The organism is Synechococcus sp. CC9902, from assembly GCF_000012505.1.
Classification (GTDB): domain Bacteria; phylum Cyanobacteriota; class Cyanobacteriia; order PCC-6307; family Cyanobiaceae; genus Parasynechococcus.
In genome coordinates, this window is record NC_007513.1 from 1,634,818 (window position 1) to 1,659,096 (window position 24,279).

Consider the following 24,279-nt stretch of genomic DNA (forward strand, 5'->3'; position numbering starts at 1 on the left):
CAGAACAGCTTGCGTTATGACCACAGCCCCTGCCCCAGCCGGGGTTCCCGTCACCATCCTCAGTGGCTTTCTTGGTGCAGGTAAAACCACTCTGCTGAATCACATCCTGAGCAATCAGCAGGGCGTCAAAACAGCAGTGCTCGTCAACGAATTTGGCGAGATCGGTATCGACAATGACCTAGTGGTGACCACTGGTGAAGACATGGTCGAGTTGAGCAATGGATGCGTCTGTTGCTCAATCAACGGTGAGCTGATGGAAGCCGTCGAGCGAATCATGGATCGTCCGGATCCGATGGATTACATCGTGGTTGAAACCACGGGGTTAGCGGATCCCCTACCCGTGGCCATGACCTTTTTGGGGAGTGAACTTCGCGATCAAACCCGCCTCGACTCGATCATTACTCTGATCGATGCTGAAAATTTTGACGATGCAGTGCTCGCCACAGAAGTAGGGCGGTCTCAGGTGATCTATGGAGATATTTTGCTTCTAAACAAGTGCGATTTAGTTTCAGAGGATCGCCTCCAAAGCGTCGAACAACAATTGCGCGATGTCAAAAATGATGCACGCATTTTGCGCTCCGTTAAAGGAGATGTGCCTCTACCGCTGATGCTGAGCGTCGGCCTTTTTGAATCGGACAAGGTCGTCGGATCCGACTCCAAGACCACCAGCCAAGACTCTGATCACGACCACAGCCATGGGCACGACCACAGCCATGGGCACGACCACAGCCATGGGCACGACCATGCCGATCATCTGGAAATCGAGGGATTCACATCTCTATCGTTCAAAAGCGAAGGCCCATTTGCTCTGCGGAAATTTCAGAATTTCCTCGACAATCAGATGCCGCAAGAAGTGTTCAGGGCGAAGGGCATTCTTTGGTTCAACGAAAGCGAGAAGCGCCACGTCTTCCACCTCGCTGGCAAACGTTTTTCCATTGACGACTCCGAATGGACCGGTGATCGAAAAAATCAACTCGTGTTGATCGGCCGAGACCTCGACCACGACCAGTTGCGCCAACAATTGCAGGCGTGTGTCGCCAAAGATGCTGGAAAGGGTTTTTCCTGAACAGGCAAGAGTCAAAAAAGCCGACTAACGTGCGCGCATGCAAGACACCTTGATGGCTGAGCCCTTCGTCCTTGTTTCACTCCTGTTAATCACAAGTTTTCTGTTGTGGCTTCTGGCCGACTCAGACGATGACAACAGTGGTGGCGGCTTAAGACAGCCTGTTTTGGTTCCAATTCCAGTCCGTCGTAACCAGCACTAATCCGCCAATTCTGAGCAGTTCAGAATTTCCCCACATTCGTGGGGCTTTTTTTTATCCATGTCGGCGAAGCGCAGCGGGTCAAGCCAAACCACTCGCCAAGCCTGAGCAGGGGCCGAGCCAACGTCCGCCGAATCGGATGAGATGAGCAACGCAGCCGAATTCGCCCCTAGAGATCCCGACCGAAGAACTCTTCAAAAGCCATGAGCCGGAAAGTACTGGCTGGATTAGCCGCCGCCCTCGCCTTACTAGCGATTTGGCCACTGTTCAACCTCATCGCAGAAGGGCTGCAGGGGCTGTTCAACGGGCTAGGCAGCCTCGGACCTGATGGAGGCCGTCAAATCCGAGGAACCCTGTCCCTGCTCCTCGGAAGCGCTCTCGTTGGCACCGTTATTGGCACAGCTAACGGCTGGCTGCTGATCAACTGCCGCTTCCCAGGACGGCGATGGCTCCGCATTGCGCAGCTGATCCCATTAGCCACACCGGCTTATCTCCTCTCAGCCACCTTGGTCGACCTCGGAAGTCGCCAGGGTTGGCGCATCCATGGGCTCGGCTGGGGCGTGGTCGTCATGGCACTGGCGACCTACCCCTATGTCTTTCTCCTCAGCACCGAAAGCTTTGCCATGAGTGGACGGCGGCAGCTGGAGGCCTGTCGGAGTTTGGGGGTGGGGCCTTGGGCTGCATTCCGGAGGGTTGCACTTCCCATCGCCATACCCGCGATCGGCGCTGGCGTGGCCTTGATGGGAATGGAAATTGTGAATGAGCTGGGTGCCGTTCAACTGCTGGGCATCCCAAGCCTCTCTGCGGGGATTCTTGAAGCCTGGCAAGCCGATGGCAATCCCACGGGTGCGATCAGCCTTGCGCTCATCACCCTGGTCATTGTGCTGAGTCTTGTGATGGGGGAGCGGCGACTGCGCCGACGCAGCCGCCGCTGGAGTGACGGCGTTGCCGGTGGCGATGCCACGGCATGGCCCTTGAAAGGGGTTCGTGCCCTAACCGCCCAATTACTCGCAGTCATTCCTCCGGTCCTGAGCCTCGGGACTCCTCTGTTTTGGGTCGTCACCAATTTGGATCAACTCCAAACCAACTTCACCAACGACCTACTCCAGCTCAGCCTGCGCAGCCTGTTTCTTGCTTTAGCCGCGGCCATTCTTGCCGTCGGCGCAGCGGTATTGCTGGCCATTGCCAAACGCTGGAGCACTGCACCCTGGTTGCGCAGCCTGACGTTTCTGGCAGGCATGGGCTACGCCATCCCAGGCACAGTTTTGGCGCTCGCTCTTCTCCTCACTGGAGCACCCTGGCAAATCGCACCTCTCGCCTTATTGCTGTGGGGCTACAGCGATCGCTTTTTAGCCGTCGCCAAAAGCGGCCTTGATGCAGCTTTGGAACGCATTAGTCCCAACCTTGATGAGGCCGCCACAGGAATGGGCTTCGATTGGCATCAAGTGCTCCGACGCATTCATTTACCGCTTCTGCGCGGACCCATGACCGTTGGACTCCTCTTGGTCTTTGTCGACACGATCAAGGAGCTACCGCTCACCTTTGCGTTGCGCCCCTTTGACTTCGACACCCTTTCGGTAAGGGTTTATCAATACGCGAGCGACGAGCGTTTGGCAGAAGCACTGCTCCCTGCCCTGATGATCCTGGTCTTAGGACTCATTGCGGCAATGGCCCTGGTACCCACCCTTGATCAAAGCTCCAACAGGAGATCCATTCAGGATTAAGTCCGCCGGCCAAGCCATTCAACGATCTGGCGGTCGGCACGGAACGATCCAACCGCCAAGACATCAGCCAACGTCGAAATCAGTCGATAACTGAGCACCACCGCCAATAGCGGAGCTTCAGCCACAGCTCCGCCAAGTCGCAGCAACAGAGTGGCTTCAAAAACACCCAACCCACCGGGAGCACCCGGCACAACCAAACCAACGGCGTAGGCCAAGCCAAAGGCTGCGAGCCATTGCGAAGGCACGGGCTGGGATAAATCAAAAGCCTGAACACAACAATAGAAACCAGAAAAGCGACACAGCACAAACATCAGTTCAGCGGCAAAAGGCGACCAGGGATATCCCTTGCGGCCACTGCCCTCAACCTCCAGTGGGCGATCGCCAGCCGTCTGAAGCTGCGTCGCCTTCGATCGCTCTAACCGCTGCAGGATTGGCTCTCGCCAGCGGGGTAATAGCAGCAACGCCGGGATGGGAGCCAACAAAACCAGACCGTTCTGCCATCCACCGCCCATCAGCATCAGCAGAGATGCCGCCACAATCAGCAGGGGATCAAGGATGACCCCGGCCAAAGCTGGCCCCCCTCCCAAAGAGGGTCGAAGTGCACGCACACGCTCCACAAGGTGCCAAATGCCCCCGGGCAAATATTTCAGCAGGTTGCTGCGTACAAACAACGGCACCACTGCAAGGTCGTCGGGCACAGAACCAAGCCACCCCAACACCACGCGCCAGGCCAAGCCATTCATCAAGATGCTTAGCCAGGTGATCCCTAGCCCAAGCACCAGCCACCACCAGCCTTGGTTGTCCAAGCTCTGCTGGCGCAATTGTGCACTCTGCTGAACGAGAGCCACACCAATAAAGGCAAGGCTCGCCAGGGTGATCCACAACTTTGGCGACCGCCATTGGCCCATCACCAACTCCAGTCCGCATCGCTGATGAATGGAGCCGCTACCGCCGCCATCCGCAGCTCCGCCACAGAACACCCGGTGCGACGACTCATCAACTCCAAATCATCGGCCTCGGGTTTCACTGTGAAACGACCATCAGGCCGCTTGACCTGCTTGGCGGGAAGCATGCCCCAAGGCGTATCAAGCAATCCGATCCGGCGTGGGAGCAACCAGCGGCCCTGAAGGCGTTCCCGCACACCAATGCTGGTGCCAGCGTTGAACCACACCTGCCGCACCCGTTCTGCCAGATCCGGCTCCATTAGGGCGATCACCCCATGGCCAGATCGTCCCTTTTTCATCACCAACGGGTGGGCTGCCACATCAACGGCTCCTGCCTCCCGCAGCCGTTCTAAGAGCAAGGCCAGATCCTCTGGCGTGGCGTCATCGAGCCATGCCTCCTGAACGACGAGGGGCTGCCATCGCGGAATATCCCTTAGTTCTTGATCGGCAAGTTCTGGATCGGCAAGTTCTGGATCGTCGGTGCCAAGCAGCAGCCGCACCAAATTGGGGCGATCCAACTCACGGTGTCCTAGGCCAATACCCACCATCGCTGGCGTGATTCGGGCTGGAGGCACGAAGCCATCAGCCCAAACGGCCATTAAGGCCAGACCTGTGGGAGTCACCAGCTCCCCCTCAGGGACATGGGGACTCTGGAGGAGCGGAACATGGTGACGGCGGGCAAGCTCCAACACAGCTGGCACCGGCACAGGGAGAAGGCCGTGGGCTGTCCGAACCGTGCCTCGTCCAGCGGGCAGAGGAGAACAACAAATCCGTGAAGGATTGAGCTGGTGAAGCGCCGCACAAACCCCCACCACATCCACAAGGGCATCGACAGCACCCACCTCATGGAAATGCACAGACTCGATGGACGAGCCGTGCACAGTTGATTCAGCTTCAGCGAGGGCTGTAAACACTGCCACGACTCGATCTTTTAAAGCAGTTGAGAGAGGCGCCTCAACAATTTGCTGTCGAATATCAGCCCAGTGACGATGGGGAGGTTGGCTTTCCAATCCCGTCACGCTGACCCGCTGCCCGCGCAGACCGCCACTGCGGGCCTCTACGACATCAATGCGATAAGTCCCAGCCAGGCCCAAGCTGTTGAGCGGCTCCTCGATCGCCGAGATCGGAACACCAAGGTCGAGAAGACCTGCAAGGAGCATGTCTCCCGCCAAGCCGGTGGGGGCATCGACCCAAAGCGTGGTCATCTCGCCAGGCGTGGGGCGGTCTCCAACAGAGCTGTCGCCTGTTGGTCAAGTTCAACGCGCTGGTCACGTAACTGCTGCTCGATCTCGCGACGGGCGCGGCGTTGCTCCCGTTGCGCTGTGTTGGCGTCATGACCGGACATTCCCCAGAGACGGGCCAGGAGAGCCCGATCATCAGCGCCACCGCGGGCTTTACCGAACACCAACTTTTCTGCGGCAATACCCGCTTGAAGGACTCGACTCCAGCGACGCAAATCCTCGAGGGTCATTCGCACGCTTTCAGGAACTACAAATTCAGTGGCGCCGTTACTCGCCAACCCTGCCTGGACGCAAGCGAGCGTTCCAACCAAGACCCTCTGTACGGGCAAAGCCTCGGTTTCGGCAATTAAGAGATGTCCCGCTTCATGCACCGCAATTCGGCGCAAGCGCTCCTGCCCGCCGGGCAGGGCTTCCGCCAAGATATGTCCCCCCATACCTTGCCAACTCGCTGCATCAACGCTGAAGGCGATCAGGCCGCCAAGCACGAACACAACAATCCAGGCAGACGACACGCCCATCGCAGGGCCGAAGGCACCAAGACCAGTAATCCCTGCCACGACCAAACCGGCCCGCAAGGTGCTGGTTGAGCCCTGACCCTGTTCTGCCATTAATGATTACTGCGGGTGGTAGCCGCTCCACGACCACCCTTCGATTTACCGCCGCGGGTTGGCATCGGTGCGATCACCTCATGCTGCTCTAAGTGAAGTTCTTGCCCCTGACGACGAAGGTCGAGACTCACGAAATGACGCAGGTGCTCGAGGGGAAGTTCACCCTTAACCGACACCTTGAACGGCAGTGGACGTTTGCCATCGGGACGCGGGAGCTGCCGCACTTTGACCACCATCTCGCCGGTTTCAGGCTTGGTGTAAATCAACTCCCCGCGAATAGAGAAGTAGTCGTCACCTTGCGGGAGCGTGTCATCCACATCGTTTTGATCAGGAGAGAGGGTGCTCGGCTCCCAAACACCAGCGATCTGGAGGTGAAGATGTTCGCTATCGCGACAACGGGGATACACCACCCACAGATGGGGGTGGTCCATGGCGAGATGCCGGCGCATCAGGGTTAAAACCCTGCCAAGCACAACGGTTTCAAGTTCAAGGCCACTGGAGTCCGTCAGCACGCCACGCGTGACCTGGTCGGGGTCTGTCGGGGTGTAAGTGCCACGAACTAGACCGATGGCCCGGAACTGCAACGGTTCGGTGACCGGGGGAATCGGATGGGCGCGCATTGAGCTGGTCCGGGCGGAGCAAGAAATCCGTGTGGTGACTGTAGCCAGCTCTCAGCAATCGCCTCAGACTGGCGACGCTGATCAAGGTCCATGCCGCACCCAAAAAGGATGCTCCTGCTGGGCCTCTCCCTTGTCGGCGCTTCATTTTTGGGCTGGAGCCTTGCCGCATCGCTCAGCAGCCAAACCTCTGCAATCACCAATCGGACGGATGACGATCTCCAGGCAGAGCAGCTCCTCGATCGCCTCGAAGCGCAGGGTGAGCTAGCGCCAAACACCCGCCGCACCCTGCTCGAACGCCTCCTTGCCCAAGGTCGTTTTGAGGACGCTTTACGAGTGCTCCAGCCTTGGCGTGCGGAGCAACCTCGTTCCCTCAAGCTCGCCCTACTGAGTGCCGATCTTCAACGACTCACTGGCGATACCGATGGGGCGCTGAGCGAACTCAAGCAACTCCTGCCCTTGCATCCACTCGATGCCGAAGTTCTGCAGTTGCTGTTGTTAGTGGAGCAAACCAATGGCAATGAAAAGCAAGCGCTGAAAGATCTTCAAAAACGCTTCAACAGCCAACAACCTGGAATCCGCTTAGAGCTGGGCTTGTTACTCGCCGATGCGCAACGCCAAGGGGGGCAGCCCCAGGCAGCTGCAGATCTGTATCGCCAACTTGCCAACGAATCTCCTTCTGACATCCGCCCTCCACTCGCCCTGGCGTTATTGAAACGCGACGAAGGAAAGGTTGAGCATGTGCAAGCGCTCCTTCACGAGGCACGGCAACAACAAACAGCCAACGGTGACAACACCGACTTGATCGACCAACTGGCGGTGAGCTGGGGATTGGATGCTGCCCGTCTGCACTCAGCAAAGTCGACAATCCCAACGCCTATGGCTGCTGCTGATAGGCCTTGAGTGCGTCATCCACTGCGTCTGATGGGGCTGTGGCATCGTCCATTGCACCAGACCTGCGGATGCGGTTGAGGAGGTCCATCGGGTTGGTCGCATCGAGCACACTGCCACCAGCGGATCCAGCGGAATCCGGGCTGTAAATCTGACGCTCCTGGGGCGTCTCATAGGCACTCCCCATCTGAGCGACGGCCGGGCAACTGACAACAGGTAACAGAGCAACGATGGCCAACAGAGGCACCGCACAACGGCGAGACATACGCAAATTGGGGGTTGGCGGATGCTAAGCGTCAAGTTCATTGCCAAGCAGCCATGCGGATCGCAACCTGGAATGTGAATTCAGTGCGATCACGCCTGGATCAAGTGCTGAGCTGGCTTGAGCAAGCTCAACCGGATTTGCTGTGCCTGCAGGAAACCAAAGTGGATGACCCACTGTTTCCCTTACAAGCCTTTGAAGCCAAAGGATGGCGGGTCCACTTCCATGGTCAAAAGTCTTACAACGGCGTGGCACTGGTGAGTCGTGCCCCCCTCGATGACGTGCGCTGCGGATTCGTTGGAGAACTCGATAAGGATCCGGAAGCGTTTGAACTGGGAGAGCAAAAGCGCGTCATCAGCGCATTAATTGATGGGGTTCGCGTTGTAAACCTCTATGTGCCCAATGGCTCCAGCCTGACGTCTGACAAATATCCCTACAAACTCAAGTGGTTGCGCTGCCTCAAGCGCTATCTAGAGCAACCCTTGCAACGGGGTGAGCCGCTATGTGTCGTTGGGGATTTCAACATCGCTCTTGAGGCGAGGGATATGCATGATCCCGATCGACTCAGTGGCGGGATCATGGCCAGCGATCCCGAACGTGAAGCGCTGCAAATGGCCCTCGAAAGCGGCCTACAGGATGTCTTTCGTGTTTTCGAGCCGGATGGAGGTCATTGGAGTTGGTGGGACTACCGCACCGGCGCATGGGATCGAGACCGCGGCTGGCGGATTGATCACATTTATCTCTGCGACGAGTTGTTGGGGTTGGCCCGCAGCTGCGTGATCCACAAACAAGTACGCGGCAATGAAAAACCCAGCGATCACGCACCCGTGAGTGTTGATTTGGATTGGCCACCAAGCGACGACGATGAGAGCGGAGATAACGAAACCGATGACCTGCTGTTTTGAGTCAAAACAACTCGACAGTGGACTGAAGCGTCACCGAACGCTTCGCGGATTCACCGCACGTGCGTGGGGTAGGAAGAACCTTGCCAGGGTTCGCTCGATTATCAGGGTCAAATGCGCGTCGCAATAACCCCATGGTCTGCAGGTCCTCTGGAGCAAACATCCAATCGAGATAACAGCGTTTGTCTGCTCCGACACCGTGCTCGCCGCTAATGCTTCCCCCTACAGCAAGACACTCTTTCAAAATTGCTGCACCAAGATCCTTCACCCGCTGTTCGGCATTGGGCTCTGCAGCGGAATAGAGGATCAGCGGATGCAAATTGCCATCACCCGCATGGAACACATTGGCCACGGGAAGTCCATGCTCCTGGCTGAGACGTTCGATCGCCGCCAAAACCAACGGAAGGCTGCTTCGGGGGACGACACCGTCCTGCACGTAATACGTGGGAGTGATTTTCCCCACCGCTGAAAAGGCGGATTTGCGCCCTTTCCAAAGCACCGCACATTCCGTGGGATCTTCTGCTCGACGCAGTCCGCGGGCCCCAGCCCCACGGCACAGCTGTTCAGCCCTTTGAGCGGAAGCCTGAACCTCCGCTTCCTGGCCATCCAGTTCGATCAACAGCACCGCCGCCGCATCCCTTGGGTATTCGTCGTATCCGAAGAAATCATTCACCGCATTGATGGTGACGTTGTCCATAATTTCCATTCCTGCTGGCAGCAAACCCGCTGCTGTAACAGCCCGGACCGCTTCACCCGCAGACTCCATCGTTTCGAAATCAGCGAGCAGCACGTTGACGCATTCCGGCGCTCGCAACAGACGAAGAGTGATTGCGGTGGCAATTCCAAGCGTGCCCTCACTCCCGATGAAGGCGCCGCGCAAATCCAGCTCCTGAGACTCGGCCAAACCATTACCAAGCTGGGTGACGCTGCCATCGGGAAGCACCACTTCCAAACCAAGCACGTGATTGCTGGTGACCCCGTACTTGAGGCAGTGCACACCGCCAGAATTCTCGGCCACGTTGCCCCCAATACTGCAGACCACCTGGCTGGAAGGATCCGGCGCGTAATAGAAACCATCGCCAGCGACAGCCCTGGTTACCCAGCTGTTAATCACCCCGGGTTGCACGGTGACGCGGTGGTTTGCCAAATCCAGTTCAAGCACGTTGCGCATGCGGCTCGTGACCACGAGCAGTGCTTCCTCATCCACCAAAGCCCCTCCCGACAGACCCGTTCCACTACCCCGCGCCACAAAAGGAATGCTGTGGGCGTCGCAACAACGAAGAACAGCAGCGACTTGCTCCGTTGTTTCCGGCAACACCGCCAAGGGTGGACATTGGCGCTCCAGCGTCAAACCATCACAGTCGTAACTCAGTAACTCTTGACGTTTCGAAACGACCCCGCGGGCGGGGAGTAGACGGCGGAGATCCCTCTCCAGAGCAGCCCAGTCGTAGGACATGTCATCCCCCTAGATGGGTGAACGATAGGCAGGTCGAACGGGCAATCTGCCGCGATTGGGACACAGAACAGACGCATGTGGACGTTCTTGGGTCAGGATGATGCACGGTTTGCATTTGCCTCTTGGCGTCGGTTCCTGTGACAACACCTACGTTGAACACCAGCCGCTCCCAGGCCATCTTCGGCGCAGCGCAGGGCCTGATGCCCGGTGGAGTGAGCTCTCCAGTGCGCGCGTTTAAGTCTGTGGGTGGTCAGCCGATCGTGTTCGATCGGGTCAAGGGTCCCTATGCCTGGGATGTCGATGGGAATAAATACATCGATTACATCGGTAGCTGGGGGCCCGCCATCTGTGGCCATGCCCACCCGGAAGTGATTAGCGCGCTCCAGGAAGCGATCGAAAAGGGCACCAGCTTTGGGGCCCCCTGCGCCCTTGAAAACACTCTGGCGGAAATGGTGATCGACGCTGTTCCCAGCGTCGAGATGGTCCGCTTTGTGAACAGCGGCACCGAAGCTTGCATGGCTGTGCTTCGCCTCATGCGCGCCTTCACTGGGCGCGACAAGGTGATCAAGTTCGAAGGCTGCTATCACGGCCATGCCGACATGTTTTTGGTGAAGGCAGGGTCCGGCGTCGCCACCCTTGGACTTCCCGATTCACCTGGGGTTCCTCGCAGCACCACAGCCAACACCCTGACGGCGCCCTACAACGATCTTGAGGCCGTGAAAGCTCTGTTCGCAGAGAACCCAGATGCCATCTCTGGCGTGATCCTCGAGCCCATTGTTGGAAATGCTGGATTCATTCAGCCCGAGCCAGGCTTCCTTGAGGGTTTGCGAGAACTCACCAAAGAAAATGGTGCGCTACTCGTGTTTGATGAAGTGATGACTGGATTCCGCATCAGCTATGGCGGAGCCCAAGCGCACTTCGGCGTCACACCAGATCTCACCACCATGGGGAAAGTGATCGGAGGCGGTCTTCCAGTTGGAGCATATGGCGGAAGGGCAGACATCATGCAGATGGTGTCCCCAGCTGGGCCGATGTATCAAGCCGGCACCTTGAGCGGAAACCCACTAGCGATGACCGCGGGCATCAAGACCCTCGAATTGCTGAAACAACCTGGGACTTACGAGAAGCTTGCGGCCACGACTGAACGGTTGATTTCTGGCATCAAAACTGCCGCTGGCGAAGCCGGTTTCCCCATCACGGGTGGCAGCGTCAGCGCCATGTTTGGCTTCTTTCTTTGCGAAGGTCCTGTTCGCAACTTTGAGGAAGCCAAGGCCACAGATTCGGAGCGTTTCGGCAGGCTGCATCGCGCCATGCTTGAGCGTGGCGTTTATCTCGCGCCCTCTGCATATGAAGCCGGTTTCACATCATTGGCCCATTCCGATGCAGACATCGAAGCAACGATTAACGCCTTCCGCGAGAGCTTTGCCGTTATCGGTTAGGCCTCAAACTTAATCATTGCAGGCATCAATTCCACCAGTTCCTCCCGCTTTGATCTGCACGATCCAAGCGGTTCAAAGCAGCTGGCTAAAAACGCCCATTCAGGCCGTTCGCCAGCTTGAATATCAAAGCTTCCGCGTGATTCATGCTCCGGATTCAACTGAGAAACAAAACGCGGAGCGAAAAGTAAAAGTAGAACCAAGGACAGTGATTGATAGCCGGCTCACAATCCTGGCTGAAAACTTTCAATCATTAGAACGCTGGCAACCGAGAGCCATGGGATATGGACAGCTCAATTACACGTGGTCATTCAAGGCTCCATTGGGCTTCGTGGCAAAACCACATCCCGGCAAAACTTCAAACACAATGAATACAACAACCATTCACGTTGAAGGCAGTTTAAAAATCAACCCACAACTGCAATTTGAATTGCACAATCTATCAACATTGAGACAGGACACATCAAGCGATTTGATCAACAGATTGGATGAACAAGCCAAGGGAAGCTGCATTCCTCAATCACGATCTTAATTGCGCCAAGAAAATAATATTTTCAACAACAAACTCCTTTTATCTCTTCATGCAATTGGATGCACCCAACGCACAAGCGCCTTGCCAGGGCTAGCGATATCCGTAATATTTTCATAGACAAAATCTTGCCAACCAATCTCTGGCAATCCGGCAAAGAGCATCAGATTGAGTGGGAACTCCTCAGAGTCGGTACAACGACGAAAATCATCACGAAACAGAAAAATTGGTTTACCTAAAGCCATGGCAGCACCCAGTTCCACCATGACGCCCTCATCAGGAGGTGTTCCATTCACGATCGCAAATAGGGCATCTGCATCACGAACATCCTGAAGATCTTTTTGTGCAACGCGATAAGCCCAGCCAGGTTCTGCAAAATCAATCTGGCCATTGCGCGTGAAAGGCTCCCAAACCTCTAATCCAAGCGCAGTTAATGCATCAACAAATTCAGGAAGCAACAGGCGTTTCCACTGCTCAGAAAAGCCATAGGGCGAGGCCAGATAAATGGTGCGGCGCATCTAGTTAGGAATCAAGACGAGATTGGCGATAGTGGCTTTCATCAGCAATCGCTTTTGCGGCATTTTCCCAAGGGAACAAAAGCCACTCAGAACTCAAGGTCACCTCAGCGGCATCCCACCATTGGGGCGGAGATTTGCTGATCCAAACGGCATAGGTGGCCTGAGGCCATTGAAGCCGAAGCCCTTGCAAGGTCCGTCCAGTCTCAAAGACATCATCGACGATTAAACAGTGGTTATCGGGTTCCATTAACAGGGGAAGTCCTAAGGCATGACTCAGCCCTACGGCCAAACAAAGACCACCCCGAGGGATACCAAACACACCGTTCAGGGATCGACCGCTATATCGCTCTGTAAGGACTTGAACGCAGGCATCAAAATCAGCCCAATTGAGTTGCTTCATGCCGTGAGAATGGCATTTCAACGCTTGATCAGCATCCATGATTCAAGAGATTCCTCCCCAAGAGCAGATGCGCAAGTGGTTTCGTAGTCACCTGCTGTCGCGCGACGTTGAGCTTCAGGAGCTGTATGAGCTCGAGCAGGGTGATCTAGACCTTCTCATGGCAGAAACCGCAGAGATCCGCTCCGATGCTGAAAACCGGTCCCGCAGCCATGGACGCTGGTGCACAGCTGGCTATGTGCTCGAACTTTCCAGGATCATTGATCAACGCAGGGCGTCTGAGAGATCATTCGATAGGCGGTAATGCCTTAAACGATCGATCAATCTGGCAAGACATAACAATCAATCCCCACCCTATTGAGCAATCGAGAAGGCCAAGACTGGCGAATTTTGTAATCGGATCTCAATTGACGCAACACTCTTTTCTGGTAACTAATTTTACTTGGCTTATCGGCCAGAATTTTCTCTATATCCTTGATTTGATTATGAATAGAACGCTTGCGGAAGACTCCATAAATACTGTTAATGCTCTGCTTTAATTCAGCCTTGACTGAACTCAAATCAACGGACATCTGTTCACGCAACCGATTTAACATCACTTGATCGGTTGATACGGCATAAGGATCTTTTTGCTCAGGCAAATGATCAAGAACTCTCAACAAGAATGCAACCCTGGCATGCCTACTTGGGAAAGCAGCCAATTGGTGCGCAGTAGGCCCTTCTCCAAGAGCGACAGTCTTTCGACCAGTACTTTGTGCCAATGTTCGCTTCACGACGCCGCCCTCCTTCAGCATGAGATCGTCCAAACCACGCAGATAGTAATGATGGATCGGGAAGGCCAAGCCCTCGCTCAAACCCAAACAGCGCCCACGCCCCCTTGTCCCTGAACGATGCAAACCGAGACCCGTCAATGAGCGCGTATGCATCACAGACTTAATTTGAGGAAAATCAAAAAACCGCTTCACACCTGATTCAAAGCCTGAATCTGAGAGAGTGGCAGTCATTCTCCAAGGCATCGCCAACGACTGAAATGCCTCCTCTTGAATGAACGGGAGGAGATCGGGATGCAAATATTCATCAGCATCAATCACAGCCACATAGTCTTCTTTAATCAATCCACGAACAGCACCAATCTTCTGCCCTTCAACCTCGGTAAAACTCAACTTATTTCGGGACAAAATCTCACGACATAGGGGTGCACCCCCTGGAGCAATCACGGGATAAAACTGGTCGATACCGATCGATCGGTGATGATCGATAAACGATTGCAGGTAAGGGGCCTCACCATCGAACACACGAACAACAATGGCGCAACTCTTAGCCACTTCAGCTAGCTATTGAATAAAAATCTAACACGGAGATTGATGCGCTTAGCCGCAGCAAAGAAGTCATACACAAGGAGCCAGCACATATCTCCTCTATGGAGTCAGGAGAGACAACAGAACAAATGGTGATGGCAATAAATAGATTTTCAAAAAAGATGCTGCGAATTTAGTTTTCCTCCAGAATATGCATCGTTTCCAGCATATAAACTTAAAACTATGATCAAAAAGCAAGATCATCTGACGACACATTAACGAATACAAGCATTTCTACTTAGCCCCCTTCATCCAAAAGAGCAACATTTTGCAGCCCAGGTTAAGTACCTAGTGCGTTCTTGATCAAAGGGGTGTATGACATGAAAAGTGATCCCGGAGCAGTGATGAAAGCACTTTTTCAATGGTGGGGCGATGCATTTGCCCATGCAATGGGTGCAGTCGACTTGGATGAAAAGCGTCAAGTACCACCACCGATTGGTGTTCAGCCTTTTCGCGATATCCCTCTCAAGCATCGCCACCATGACTGAGGGTTTAACCCAATAGCGCACCAAAGCGGGTTAGATATGCTGACTAATTTGAATTGCATATCTTCCCGCGTAAACCAATCATTGGGCGGTTATCCGCGCCCTCAATAACCAAGGCTGAACAGTTGCCGCCCATAGATTTCTTGAAATACTTTTAAAAAGCATGTCTGACGACAACCAAACCAATCAGGGCTGTGGCGGCAAAAAGAAAGCCATGCTGGCTTATGGGATCGTTCAAATTTCAGCCACAGTTGTATCGGCCATTTCCCTCGCAGCAATTGCACTAACCCTTTGCCCACTCAAGCAGCAAAGCAGTGCTTTCAATGGATGCGTCACAGAAATGATCGCCCAAGGCGAGTCGAACGCGCAAGCCGTTCGATACTGCAATGGAGGCTAATTCAAGTTCACAGTAAATTGGCCAAAGAAATGGTGTGGGCCATAAAGCCCCCCTTTTTTTATATCAATTAAACAATGTCAAAGTTAATTTCTCAGACTGAAGATGAAGACACACCGTAAAGACTGATCAATCAACTTTCAGCTCTTCCAATAAAATTTTTGACAAAGAATTAGCGATAATTTTCAAACTGCAACGGCACATCCAATTCATCTTCTTTGCTCTTCACTAATTGAATTGCTGCCTGAAGATCATCCTTACTTTTCCCTGTGATTCGAACACTCTCACCCTGAATCGCAACAGTTACTTTTTTGAGTTCATCTCTCACGATTTTACTTAATTTCTTAGCGATTTCTTGGCTCAGTCCCTTCCGCAGCTTCACCACCTGCTGAATGCGGTTTCCTCCAACCGACTCCGGTGTCTGAAAATCAAAAATTTTCAACGAAAGATTCCGTTTCGTCGCTTTCGCGCGCAACACATCTTCAACGGCCTGGAGCGTCATGTCACTGGCTGTCGTAATCACCATCTCGGTTTCCTCCAGCACAATCTCGGTTTTGGAATCCTTCAAGTCGTAGCGGGTAGAAACGTCCCGACGCACCTGATCAAGGGTGTTCACCAGCTCCTGTCGGTCGAAATCAGAAACGACATCGAAAGAGGAAGTACTGGCCATAGCGCACGGTCACTGCTGATCACAGCTTAGAAAAGGCCAGGAACTGAGCCCACACCATGTCGCTGCTGCAACTTTTCACAGCTACGAACGCAACGCCCTATGCCTGGTCTTTGGTGTTGGCAGGTGGGAGCGTGATCGCCAGCATCATTCCTCTGGGCGCAGCTCGTTCAGCATCCAATTTCGAAATGAAAGACATGGCCGCACCACGCGCCATGTTCGATCGCTTCCCAGCTTGGGGGAAGCGGGCCAGTTGGGCTCATCAGAACAGCTTCGAAGCCTTCACCCTCCACGCTCCCGCCGCCTTACTGGCTTTGATTGCCGTTGAGCACTCGGGTCCACTGCCAGCGGCGGCTGTCGTAGCAGCGTTTGCCCATCCAGCATTTCGATTTGCCTACATCGCAGCCTATGTGGGCAATGTGCCCCCCGCTCGCGGGCTTTGTTGGGCCAGCGGCCTCCTATGCAGTGGAATCCTCTACAGCGAAGGGCTTAAGGCTTTTTTGGGCAGCTAATCAATCGAAGTACAGCAAGCTGACCACCTTGCCCATATCTTCCGCTGTTCGCGCACTCGCCAACAACGTTTCACTGTCATGAAATGCCAAGCAAATCAGCTGATCACATCGGCTAATAATTTCTTGGTTGCAAAGACTGCTGGCCATCGGAAGGGGCAGTTCATCCTGTTCGGGCTTTTCAACCAGGTGTAAAACCCGTTCGAGCAGGTCTCGAATTTCAACAGCTTGACGATCCAAGCTCTGGGGCAACAGCACCGTGAGCTGGGACGGATCGACCTCCAACACCCCGCGGATGACAGCTGCGTTCACCCCCTGGGAGCCAGATGTAATCAGCGAATGGCCCTCCTGAACGAGAGAGCGGGCGACAAGCTCAACCAAATGAATCGCAACCACCGGCACATGTCTGCTGCCGAGGATGGCGATTCGCCGCTTTCCTTTGTCCTGTAACAGCGCTAGTTCTTGCGCCAGCGTGTCGACCCGATCAAGGGACGGCAGATCCAATGACTGACCCAACGACATCCCGCCGATATCACTGGAAGCTAGCAACCATTAGACGTTCTGGACTTTCAAGTTCAGAGCAGCGAACAGTCGGTCGAGATGGCAGTGCTCTTCCACAAGTCGAAAGGCGTAGGTGGCCTTCACTGCTTCGTGCAAGCGCACATGGCCAAAGGCCTGCTCAATCACTTCAACCGTGGCCAAGGTGTCGTGCTCAACCTTTAAAAGTGGAACATCCAGTTCTTCCGCACGACTAATCAACTGGGGCAAGGGCTCTCCCGCGCCCGTCAAGATCAAACATTGTGTTGACGCCTCCAAAGCCGCCAACTGAATATCCGTCCGATCGGCACCGGTGACCACCGCCATATTTCGACGTCGACGGAAGAACTCCATTGCAGAGTTCACGTTCATCGCGCCAATGCTCAGGGTTTCAACCAAAAGCTCTTGGCGGTCCTGGCAACAAATCACCCGTGCCTCCAAACGCCGCACCAGCTCTCCCACCGTGACGCTGCGCAACAGCGGTGACCTCGGCATCACGCCAAACACCGTGAGGCCAAGATTCTCAAGCGTGGGAACAACTTGGCGTTCCAAGCTATCGACCTCTTCAGGCGTCACAGCATTCAGAACAACACCGACAAGGTGATCTCCAAGGGACTGTTTCGCAGCGAGGAGGGGCTCCACGCTGCGGCTGTCTTGCCACAAATGCACCAGCACAACCTTGGCTTCCAGCCCCTCGGCAAGTTGCGGAAGACTCAAGCCATACAGAAGGCCTTCGTTCAAGCTTCCGGCACCCTCTAGGAGGGTCAGTCCATCGTGATCATTCACCTGCTGCCGAAGTTGGTCAAACCCCTCTCCGGCGTCCAACTGCCCAAGTCCCAGACGACTCGTCGCCGTTGTCGGGGACAACAGATGCAGAGACGACATCAAACGATCAGCCTCAAATCCGAGGGTCTCGCCAACAAACCGCACATCGTCATCAATGAGCGGTTGCGGCAACGGCCCTTGATTGGGATCCCAGTCCAAGCTGGTGGCAAGGGGCTTACCGAATTGAATCGAATGACCGGACTGATTGAGCTGCTGAGCAATACCCAAAACAAGAGCGGACTTTCCGCTGAACGGTTCGCATGATCCGATCAGCAAAGTCGTTCCCATGAACCGCACTTCAGTCGTCGATGAATCTAGGCGTCTGCAACCTCATCGTTCTGCTCCACAAGCACCCAAGACCAAAAAGCATCTGGAAGATCAGGTTTTGTGCCAACGAATGCTGAACAATCCATAAGCCAAGACACCAATTGATGCGTCGGAAGACTGAACTGTCGAGAAGCATCCTGTTGCGTCGGAAAAAAGATCTGGCACTGGATCACATCCAACGGTGCCCGTTCATCGCTCCAGCTAAGAACAAATTCATGGCCATCAGCCCCTGCCACAGGCCTGCACCCATCGAGGCGTCGACCTTGCAGGAGCTTCAACGCATCCCGTAACGCGTCTGAGCGGGCCAATCCTCCGCAATAGGGCGCAAAAAGCACCTGTAAGGCGTCGTCAGACAAGACGCAACGGGCCCGTGAATCCACTTCAAGGATGCCGCAAGCTGGAGGAATGGACCAGCTCAAACCGACGACGTATCAAAACCGCTGCATCGGCATTACCGGTGCCAGCGGCACCCTCGGCGGTGCCCTGACACGCTCTTTTCGTGCCCGTGGTGCTGAAGTTATTGGCCTGACCCATAGCTCACCACCCCAGATCAAAGACGACGAGGGGCCCCACCGATGGATCTCCTGGCAATGTGGCGACGAGAGCGCCCTTGATGGTGACTTGGCACAGCTCGATGTTCTTGTGCTGAATCACGGCATCAATCCAAAAGGCGGTCAGAGCCTTGAAGACGTGAACCGAGCGTTAGAGATCAATGCACTGAGCAGTTGGCGCCTCTTGCAGCGCTACGAGGAGATCAGTCGCTGCAAGGCCCGAGACACGCCGATGGAGATTTGGATCAACACATCAGAAGCAGAAATCCAACCTGCAGTGAGTCCTGTTTATGAGATCTCCAAACGTTTATTGGGCGAATTGGTGAGCTTGCGGGGAGCCACGCGGCCTGCGGCCGAACGCCAACGATTGGTGATCCGAAAACTGGTCTTAGGTCCATTCCGATCGGATCTCAACCCAATCGGAATCATGAATGCCAATTGGGTGGCCAATCAGGTTCTCAACCAAGCCAGCTGGGGGCTGAGACTGATCATCGTGACGCCGAATCCCTTGACCTATCTCCTAATGCCCATCACCGAGCTGGGGAGGCGGATTTACAGCCAACTCCTCAATCGCCGCGATCGGTAAGGATTTCGCAACCATCACTGGTAACCAAAACAGTGTGTTCCCACTGCGCGGAGAGTGCACCGTCCCGCGTGACCACGGTCCAACGGTCCCGCAACGTCCGGCAGCCTTTGCTCCCCGCATTCAGGATCGGTTCAATCGCCAAGGTCATCCCGGGGCGAAGCGTCACATTGGGCAACTCGTCAGTACGAAAATTGAACACTGACGGTTCTTCATGGAGATTGCGACCGACGCCATGACCGGTGTAATCCTCAACGACACTGAAACCATTGGCTTTGACGTGGTCTTCGACGGCTCCTGCGATGTCGAGGAGAGTATTGCCTGCTTTCACCTGTCCGATGCCAGCCATCAGCGACTCGCGAGCAACACGACTCAAGGTTTGGGCTTCCTTCGATACATCGCCGACACAAACGGTGATGCAACTATCCCCGTGATACCCCTCGAAATAGGCACCGGTATCCACTTTGAGGAGATCGCCTCGGTGAATCACACGCTTCGAACTGGGGATGCCATGGACAACCTCGTTGTTAATACTGGCGCAGATGCTTGCTGGAAAGCCGTGATAACCCTTGAAGCTGGGGGTCGCTCCCATTTCGCGGATGCGGCGTTCAGCAAATGCATCAAGGTCTCCGGTGGTTTGCCCTGGCTCCACCATGGCCATCACCTCTCGGAGCACAGTGGCCACGATTTTGCTGGCCTGGCGCATGATCTTGACTTCGCGGGCAGACTTGATTTCAACCCCGCGACGTTTCTGAATTCGTGGTCCGGTCGCAGTGGTTTGTCCCTGAGCTGCCTGAGTCGTGGCCAGCAGATCGGCGAAAAGATTCATTTGTCTGCTCAATATCCGTCACGCTATCAACGGCTTGCGGTTGGGTGTAGGTCATGACGTTGCTTGTGCGCGTGCGCGAACTCCACCAACGCATCGCTCCGTTTGTCCTATTGCCGTTATTCGTCACTGTTTGCTCTGGCGTTGGCTACCGCCTAGCCCGCGACTGGTTTGGAGCCAGTCGAGAACAGGTGCACTGGTTAATGACCCTGCATGAAGGGGAGTGGTTGGGACCAACCCTCGAACCCGTGGTGGTGCTGATGAATGCCGTCGGCCTGCTTTGGATGCTGATCACCGGCCTCGCACTTTTGATCGAGCGTTGGCGACGACAGGTACACTGATTCTTTGGCGATATACGCGGAGCTGGGATGGCGGCCGACCAGAAGGACACCACGGTGACCGAAGAGAGCACTCAACAAGAAACCGTGGCGACCAAGGCAAAGCCTGCGGCAGCTTCGAAGAAGCTTTGTGCTGAAGAGCTCATACGCGAGTTTGAGAGCGCTCAGCAGAAAACTGATCTCCCAGAGATTTATGTCGGAGACACAGTTCGTGTCGGCGTCAGGATCAGTGAAGGGAACCGGGAGCGCGTCCAGCCCTACGAAGGGGTCGTGATTTCCAAACGCCACGGTGGAATGAATCAAACGATCACCGTTCGTCGCATTTTCCAAGGCATCGGCGTTGAACGGGTGTTTATGGTCCACAGCCCGCAAGTTGCCAACATCAAGGTTGAACGGCGCGGTAAAGTACGAAGGGCGAAGCTTTTTTATCTGCGGGAACGGGTGGGCAAGGCCACCCGCGTGAAGCAGCGCTTCGATCGCTGAGGTTTCGACCTCGTTCAATCCAGTCGCCAACATCAATGTTGGCTGAGGGGTTCATCGCCTTGCGCCGTTAGTTCAGTTGGTAGAACGCAGGTCTCCAAAACCTGATGTCGGGGGTTCAAGTCCTCCACGGCGCGTCCGATGACCCCTCGTGCAGTTTCTTGAGTCTCAGCATGGAGTTGGATCTTCAACCTGGTGATGTTGTGAAGGTGTTGGAGTCAGCCGCTCTTGGTTGGGTCCGCGCCCGCGTCATCCGCGTCAAATCTGGTGGCCGTGTGGTCGTGCAAAGCGACCAAGGTCGTGAATTCACCGCCCGCGGCAACCAGGTTCGTCTAATTGAGCCCGCTGGATTCCGTCCCTGACGACGTCCAATTGACTTGAGCATTGTGTCGTCCTGACACTGTCCAACACCCCGATGGTTTTTCCATTGGGGTATTTCTGTTGGGATCGATCGCGAGTGAGGGAGTTTGTCGCTCCACCTCTCTTGAGACCCTTCAAGCTGAATTCAGCACAACCTCTCCTATCGAGTTGTTGACGGAGGGCAGGGCGGCAGTTGATACTGGCTTTGTCGCCACGCGACACAGGCCAGGTTCCTTCAAGCGCGTCTTGAACGAATCAAATCAAGCCTGGGACCGTAGTTCAATCGGTTAGAGCACCGCCCTGTCACGGCGGAAGTTGCGGGTTCGAATCCCGTCGGTCCCGTTTTTAATTTCTCGATGCGGCAATGGTGCGCGTTCGTCTGGCCCCCAGCCCAACGGGCACGTTGCACATCGGCACAGCACGAACTGCTGTTTTCAATTGGCTTTATGCCAAAAGCCAAAACGGAGACTTTTTGCTCCGCATCGAAGACACCGATAAGGAACGATCCAAACCGGAATTCACCCAAAACATTCTTGAAGGCCTCCAATGGCTAGGAATCGACTGGGCTGAAGACCCAGTAATTCAAAGCGAACGGGTCGCGCAACATCGCGATGCCATTCGGGCACTGCTCGAGAAAGGTCTGGCCTATCGCTGTTACGCCAACGAATCTGAGCTGGCGACCATGCGTGATGCACAAAAGGCATCCAACCAGCCTCCTCGTTACGACAACCGTCACCGAAATCTCACCAAAGAGCAGGAGACCGCATACCAAGCCGAAGGTCGGGATGCTGTGATCCGGTTTCGCATCGATGACGATGCAGATATTCACTGGAATGACCTGGTGCGCGGAACGATGCGTTGGCGGGGTGGTGATCTTGGTGGCGACATGGTGGTCGCCAGACGCGCTCCTGCCGATCAGATCGGTGACCCCCTTTACAACCTTGTGGTTGTGGTGGACGACGCCGCTATGGAGATCACCCATGTGATTCGTGGTGAAGACCACATTGCCAACACTGCGAAGCAGCTTCTGCTGTATGAGGCCCTTGGCCTGCCGTCGCCAACCTTTGCCCATGCACCACTGATCCTCAATGCAGATGGCAAGAAGCTGTCAAAACGTGATGGCGTCACGTCCATCAACGAGTTCCGCTCAATGGGATATACAGCCGAGGCGATTGCGAACTACATGACCTTGCTGGGCTGGTCGGTACCTGAGGGAATGGAGGAGCGCTTCACGCTGAGGGAGGCGGCCGATCAATTCAGCTTTGATCGAGTGAACAAAGCCGGTGCACGATTTGACTGGGACAAGCTGAATTGGTTGAACGCCCAAGTGCTCCATAGCTGGAGCTCGGCTCAACTCCTAGACGTGCTTCGTCCTCTTTGGCTCAAGAACGGCTGGACTATCCCCAATGACAACGGCTGGGCACTGGAGCTTTGTGAATTGCTTGGCCCATCTCTGACGCTGCTGAACGACGGCCTCGACCAAGCTGCGCCATTTTTTGAATGTCCAGATCTGGAGGACGACGGGCTCAAGCAGCTTCAGAGTGAAGGAGCGAAGGCCGCCATTAGTCATCTGATCGATGCGCTCCAAGCGGAGCGATGGATGGGAACTGATTTCGACCAGGCCCAAACACTGCTCGGCGATGCGGCGAAAGCTGCTGGGGTAAAAAAAGGCGTGATGATGAAATCGCTGCGCGCAGCACTTCTCGGTCGTTTGCAGGGCCCTGACCTTCTCACCACTTGGTCGCTACTGGCAAAAAACAGCGACGACTTACCCCGCCTTCAGCGCTGCCTCAGCTGATTCCTCCTCGCCGGGCTCTGAATCCTGTTGGATCAACCCCAGCATCCGCGCCAAAGGCTGGGCGGTCAGCCCCTGCAAGCCCACAGTCATCAAAATCGTCAGGAACACCAAGCCCTGCAGGCGGCCGGCTCCAAGAATGCCGGCTTGTTCCAAACGAATAGAGAACAACGAGGCCACTGAAGCCGTAACGATGCCGCGGGGTGCGAGCCAACCAAGGAACAAGCGTTGCTGGAGGTCCAATGGCAACCCAATCGTGGCAACACCAACGCCGATAGGCCTCACCACAAACATCAACGTGAGAACACAAAGAATTCCGCCCCAGCCCAAAGGACTGAGCTCAGCCCAAGACACATCCGCCGCCAGTAAGGGAAAGAGCATCGTGATCGACAACTGCGCCAGCTCTTGAATCAAACGTTCAAATTCAGCTGTGTAAAAGCCAGGTCGACGACCCACAACGATTCCTGCCGCAACGGACGCGGGCAATGCTGATTCCGGCAACAGCCATTCACTGACGCCGTACATCAGAAACAGCATCCCCAAGCTCAATTGCAAGGGCAAACCTGAGGATTGCTCAGGTTTGAGGCGACGCAACACCTCCGAGAGCAGCCAACCCACTCCCGCTCCAAATAAAACTCCACCACCAAGCCGCGACAGCAAACCAATCGCCAGCTCCCTCCAGCCATGAAGGTTGCCGAGCACTAACTCCAGCAAAAGCAACGCAAGAACCGCCCCAATCGGCTCTAACAGCAGACCTTCGGCCTCCAGCACATCCCCCAGGGGAGCGGCCAAGCGGATTTGGCGCACCAACGGGGTGACCACGGTTGGGCCTGTGGCCAAAACAATCGCACTGAACACAGCCGCCACCGACCAACTCAGACCCGCTAGCCAATGGGCCGCCAGCAAGCCGCCACCAAGCGAGATCAGCAACCGCAAAACAGCAATGCGCTGAACGGTTGCCTTAATCGTGTCGCCCGGAAGACGGAGGTTCATTCCCCCGTCGAACAGCACAAGGCTGACCAGTAATCCCACGATCGTCCCAAGGCCTGGGCCGAGATCGAGGGGTTCGACAAGCCCCAGTCCAGACCGCCCAATCAAGAGGCCTGAAAGCAACAGCAAAACCACCCCAGGCAATCCGGAAAAGGCCGCCACCAAACGCGCCGCGGCCCCGGAGAACACGGTGATTCCCCACAGCAGACCTAGCCGCTCAGGCGTCATCGACTGCCGAAAACTGTGGTTCTACCTGAACACCAATCACCGCCTGCGGACGTACAACGAGGTATTCCCCATCCAGGTCGGTCATCGGGACATTCACAAAGCCCCCCTGAGTCTCCGCGTTAACAACCCCCTGATGCCACTCCTGAAAAGTTTCTAATTTTGGGAAGAACACTCGTTCGGTCTGCCCTCCCACGAGGTGGAGATGCACGGCATAGCGACGGGGGGTGCGAGGCATCAGC

Annotated in this window: 32 protein-coding genes and 2 tRNA genes; 18 read left to right on the top strand and 16 right to left on the bottom strand. The window is 55.3% G+C overall.

The features are described 5' to 3' along the window. Positions 1-16 precede the first annotated feature (16 nt). The 3 genes from SYNCC9902_RS08540 (at position 17) to SYNCC9902_RS08545 (ending at position 2,986) form a co-directional block, all read left to right on the top strand. Positions 17-1,066: a CobW family GTP-binding protein gene (locus SYNCC9902_RS08540; RefSeq protein WP_011360459.1), complete on the top strand. Its 1,050-nt coding sequence runs from the start codon at positions 17-19 to the stop codon at positions 1,064-1,066. Positions 1,067-1,103: 37 nt separating this feature from the next. Next, positions 1,104-1,265, top strand: a complete 162-nt coding sequence (locus SYNCC9902_RS12760; protein WP_006169860.1) for a hypothetical protein — start codon at positions 1,104-1,106, stop codon at positions 1,263-1,265. A gap of 200 nt (positions 1,266-1,465) precedes the next feature. After that, a complete protein-coding gene (locus SYNCC9902_RS08545; protein ID WP_011360460.1) occupies positions 1,466-2,986 on the top strand; it encodes an ABC transporter permease in 1,521 nt (506 codons plus the stop codon). Here SYNCC9902_RS08545 and SYNCC9902_RS08550 read toward each other — a convergent pair. The 4 genes from SYNCC9902_RS08550 to SYNCC9902_RS08565 are packed head-to-tail and all read right to left on the bottom strand — an operon-like array spanning position 2,983 to position 6,399. Beyond that, complete coding sequence (locus tag SYNCC9902_RS08550) at positions 2,983-3,894, bottom strand: lysylphosphatidylglycerol synthase domain-containing protein (protein ID WP_011360461.1); 912 nt, start codon at positions 3,892-3,894, stop codon at positions 2,983-2,985. The genes SYNCC9902_RS08545 and SYNCC9902_RS08550 overlap by 4 nt on opposite strands. Next, a complete protein-coding gene (gene larC / locus SYNCC9902_RS08555) occupies positions 3,894-5,135 on the bottom strand; it encodes a nickel pincer cofactor biosynthesis protein LarC (protein ID WP_011360462.1) in 1,242 nt (413 codons plus the stop codon). Before larC ends, SYNCC9902_RS08550 begins: the two co-directional genes overlap by 1 nt. Further along, positions 5,132-5,779, bottom strand: coding sequence for a hypothetical protein (locus SYNCC9902_RS08560; protein WP_011360463.1), 648 nt, complete (start codon positions 5,777-5,779; stop codon positions 5,132-5,134). Before SYNCC9902_RS08560 ends, larC begins: the two co-directional genes overlap by 4 nt. Further along, entirely contained in the window at positions 5,779-6,399 is a 621-nt protein-coding gene (locus SYNCC9902_RS08565; RefSeq protein WP_011360464.1) for a hypothetical protein, read from the bottom strand. Before SYNCC9902_RS08565 ends, SYNCC9902_RS08560 begins: the two co-directional genes overlap by 1 nt. A gap of 90 nt (positions 6,400-6,489) precedes the next feature. Between SYNCC9902_RS08565 and SYNCC9902_RS08570 the strand changes: the two genes are divergently transcribed. After that, positions 6,490-7,299 carry a tetratricopeptide repeat protein gene (locus tag SYNCC9902_RS08570; RefSeq protein ID WP_011360465.1) on the top strand — a complete coding sequence of 270 codons (810 nt, stop codon included), beginning with the start codon at positions 6,490-6,492 and terminating at the stop codon, positions 7,297-7,299. Here the strand turns inward: SYNCC9902_RS08570 and SYNCC9902_RS08575 are convergent. After that, positions 7,274-7,552, bottom strand: a complete 279-nt coding sequence (locus SYNCC9902_RS08575) for a hypothetical protein (RefSeq protein ID WP_011360466.1) — start codon at positions 7,550-7,552, stop codon at positions 7,274-7,276. The two genes, SYNCC9902_RS08570 and SYNCC9902_RS08575, sit on opposite strands and share 26 nt — an antisense overlap. 53 nt (positions 7,553-7,605) lie before the next feature. On the opposite strand from SYNCC9902_RS08575, the gene xth reads away from it, so the two are divergent. Next, positions 7,606-8,454, top strand: a complete 849-nt coding sequence (xth, locus tag SYNCC9902_RS08580; protein WP_011360467.1) for an exodeoxyribonuclease III — start codon at positions 7,606-7,608, stop codon at positions 8,452-8,454. A gap of 1 nt (position 8,455) precedes the next feature. Here the strand turns inward: xth and SYNCC9902_RS08585 are convergent, their stop codons facing one another. After that, positions 8,456-9,907: an FAD-linked oxidase C-terminal domain-containing protein gene (locus tag SYNCC9902_RS08585; protein ID WP_011360468.1), complete on the bottom strand. Its 1,452-nt coding sequence runs from the start codon at positions 9,905-9,907 to the stop codon at positions 8,456-8,458. Positions 9,908-10,044: 137 nt separating this feature from the next. Between SYNCC9902_RS08585 and hemL the strand changes: the two genes are divergently transcribed. Both hemL and SYNCC9902_RS08595 read left to right on the top strand, forming a co-directional pair. Continuing rightward, a complete protein-coding gene (hemL, locus tag SYNCC9902_RS08590) occupies positions 10,045-11,346 on the top strand; it encodes a glutamate-1-semialdehyde 2,1-aminomutase (RefSeq protein ID WP_011360469.1) in 1,302 nt (433 codons plus the stop codon). Between the two features lie 16 nt (positions 11,347-11,362). After that, positions 11,363-11,875, top strand: a complete 513-nt coding sequence (locus SYNCC9902_RS08595; protein ID WP_011360470.1) for a hypothetical protein — start codon at positions 11,363-11,365, stop codon at positions 11,873-11,875. 47 nt (positions 11,876-11,922) lie between these two features. Here SYNCC9902_RS08595 and SYNCC9902_RS08600 read toward each other — a convergent pair whose 3' ends face one another. Both SYNCC9902_RS08600 and SYNCC9902_RS08605 read right to left on the bottom strand, forming a co-directional pair. Next, entirely contained in the window at positions 11,923-12,390 is a 468-nt protein-coding gene (locus SYNCC9902_RS08600) for a nucleoside 2-deoxyribosyltransferase (protein ID WP_011360471.1), read from the bottom strand. A gap of 4 nt (positions 12,391-12,394) precedes the next feature. Beyond that, positions 12,395-12,790, bottom strand: a complete 396-nt coding sequence (locus SYNCC9902_RS08605) for a phosphoribosyltransferase (RefSeq protein WP_011360472.1) — start codon at positions 12,788-12,790, stop codon at positions 12,395-12,397. A gap of 37 nt (positions 12,791-12,827) precedes the next feature. On the opposite strand from SYNCC9902_RS08605, the gene SYNCC9902_RS08610 reads away from it, so the two are divergent. Beyond that, positions 12,828-13,091, top strand: coding sequence for a hypothetical protein (locus SYNCC9902_RS08610; protein ID WP_011360473.1), 264 nt, complete (start codon positions 12,828-12,830; stop codon positions 13,089-13,091). Positions 13,092-13,107: 16 nt separating this feature from the next. Here the strand turns inward: SYNCC9902_RS08610 and SYNCC9902_RS08615 are convergent, their stop codons facing one another. Next, positions 13,108-14,082: a glycosyltransferase family 2 protein gene (locus SYNCC9902_RS08615; protein WP_156771192.1), complete on the bottom strand. Its 975-nt coding sequence runs from the start codon at positions 14,080-14,082 to the stop codon at positions 13,108-13,110. A 407-nt stretch (positions 14,083-14,489) separates the two neighbouring features. Here SYNCC9902_RS08615 and SYNCC9902_RS12765 point away from each other — a divergent pair, with 407 nt between their 5' ends. After that, positions 14,490-14,633 (top strand): hypothetical protein, encoded by a 144-nt coding sequence (locus SYNCC9902_RS12765; RefSeq protein ID WP_198001735.1) that lies wholly within the window; start codon positions 14,490-14,492, stop codon positions 14,631-14,633. Between the two features lie 160 nt (positions 14,634-14,793). Further along, the gene (locus tag SYNCC9902_RS08620; RefSeq protein ID WP_011360475.1) at positions 14,794-15,027 is read left to right on the top strand and encodes a hypothetical protein; all 234 of its coding nucleotides are present in this window, start codon (positions 14,794-14,796) and stop codon (positions 15,025-15,027) included. 169 nt (positions 15,028-15,196) lie between these two features. Here the strand turns inward: SYNCC9902_RS08620 and SYNCC9902_RS08625 are convergent, their stop codons facing one another. Then, positions 15,197-15,694 (bottom strand): YajQ family cyclic di-GMP-binding protein, encoded by a 498-nt coding sequence (locus tag SYNCC9902_RS08625; protein ID WP_011360476.1) that lies wholly within the window; start codon positions 15,692-15,694, stop codon positions 15,197-15,199. A gap of 56 nt (positions 15,695-15,750) precedes the next feature. On the opposite strand from SYNCC9902_RS08625, the gene SYNCC9902_RS08630 reads away from it, so the two are divergent. Beyond that, positions 15,751-16,203 (top strand): MAPEG family protein, encoded by a 453-nt coding sequence (locus tag SYNCC9902_RS08630; RefSeq protein WP_011360477.1) that lies wholly within the window; start codon positions 15,751-15,753, stop codon positions 16,201-16,203. Here the strand turns inward: SYNCC9902_RS08630 and SYNCC9902_RS08635 are convergent, their stop codons facing one another. From SYNCC9902_RS08635 to ebsA, 3 genes are read right to left on the bottom strand one after another with little or no spacing between them, the layout of a single operon-like run. After that, complete coding sequence (locus tag SYNCC9902_RS08635; protein WP_009789206.1) at positions 16,204-16,722, bottom strand: hypothetical protein; 519 nt, start codon at positions 16,720-16,722, stop codon at positions 16,204-16,206. Positions 16,723-16,752: 30 nt separating this feature from the next. After that, positions 16,753-17,850 carry a phosphotransacetylase family protein gene (locus SYNCC9902_RS08640; protein ID WP_011360478.1) on the bottom strand — a complete coding sequence of 366 codons (1,098 nt, stop codon included), beginning with the start codon at positions 17,848-17,850 and terminating at the stop codon, positions 16,753-16,755. 26 nt (positions 17,851-17,876) lie between these two features. After that, positions 17,877-18,245, bottom strand: a complete 369-nt coding sequence (gene ebsA, locus SYNCC9902_RS08645; protein ID WP_156771114.1) for a type IV pilus biogenesis protein EbsA — start codon at positions 18,243-18,245, stop codon at positions 17,877-17,879. 31 nt (positions 18,246-18,276) lie between these two features. Here ebsA and SYNCC9902_RS08650 point away from each other — a divergent pair, with 31 nt between their 5' ends. Beyond that, entirely contained in the window at positions 18,277-19,026 is a 750-nt protein-coding gene (locus tag SYNCC9902_RS08650) for an SDR family oxidoreductase (protein WP_011360480.1), read from the top strand. On the opposite strand, the gene map is transcribed toward SYNCC9902_RS08650, so the two are convergent. Beyond that, entirely contained in the window at positions 19,007-19,852 is an 846-nt protein-coding gene (map, locus tag SYNCC9902_RS08655) for a type I methionyl aminopeptidase (RefSeq protein WP_041425155.1), read from the bottom strand. The genes SYNCC9902_RS08650 and map overlap by 20 nt on opposite strands. Positions 19,853-19,905: 53 nt before the next feature. Here map and SYNCC9902_RS08660 point away from each other — a divergent pair, with 53 nt between their 5' ends. The 6 genes from SYNCC9902_RS08660 to gltX all read left to right on the top strand — a co-directional run bounded on the left by SYNCC9902_RS08660 (position 19,906) and on the right by gltX (position 22,825). Beyond that, the gene (locus tag SYNCC9902_RS08660; protein ID WP_011360482.1) at positions 19,906-20,190 is read left to right on the top strand and encodes a hypothetical protein; all 285 of its coding nucleotides are present in this window, start codon (positions 19,906-19,908) and stop codon (positions 20,188-20,190) included. 27 nt (positions 20,191-20,217) lie between these two features. Continuing rightward, complete coding sequence (gene rplS / locus SYNCC9902_RS08665) at positions 20,218-20,670, top strand: 50S ribosomal protein L19 (RefSeq protein WP_011360483.1); 453 nt, start codon at positions 20,218-20,220, stop codon at positions 20,668-20,670. Between the two features lie 61 nt (positions 20,671-20,731). Then, a tRNA-Trp gene (locus SYNCC9902_RS08670) sits at positions 20,732-20,804 on the top strand. Positions 20,805-20,840: 36 nt separating this feature from the next. Next, positions 20,841-21,029 (top strand): hyperconserved protein Hcp, encoded by a 189-nt coding sequence (locus SYNCC9902_RS08675; RefSeq protein WP_006043540.1) that lies wholly within the window; start codon positions 20,841-20,843, stop codon positions 21,027-21,029. Positions 21,030-21,295: 266 nt separating this feature from the next. Then, positions 21,296-21,369, top strand: a tRNA-Asp gene (locus tag SYNCC9902_RS08680). 22 nt (positions 21,370-21,391) lie between these two features. Continuing rightward, the gene (gene gltX / locus SYNCC9902_RS08685) at positions 21,392-22,825 is read left to right on the top strand and encodes a glutamate--tRNA ligase (RefSeq protein ID WP_011360485.1); all 1,434 of its coding nucleotides are present in this window, start codon (positions 21,392-21,394) and stop codon (positions 22,823-22,825) included. Here the strand turns inward: gltX and SYNCC9902_RS08690 are convergent. Together SYNCC9902_RS08690 and SYNCC9902_RS08695 are read right to left on the bottom strand one after the other, a co-directional pair. Further along, positions 22,796-24,040 (bottom strand): cation:proton antiporter, encoded by a 1,245-nt coding sequence (locus tag SYNCC9902_RS08690; protein ID WP_011360486.1) that lies wholly within the window; start codon positions 24,038-24,040, stop codon positions 22,796-22,798. The two genes, gltX and SYNCC9902_RS08690, sit on opposite strands and share 30 nt — an antisense overlap. Then, positions 24,030-24,275 (bottom strand): hypothetical protein, encoded by a 246-nt coding sequence (locus SYNCC9902_RS08695; RefSeq protein WP_041425508.1) that lies wholly within the window; start codon positions 24,273-24,275, stop codon positions 24,030-24,032. The genes SYNCC9902_RS08690 and SYNCC9902_RS08695 overlap by 11 nt, the downstream gene beginning before the upstream one ends. Positions 24,276-24,279 lie beyond the last annotated feature (4 nt).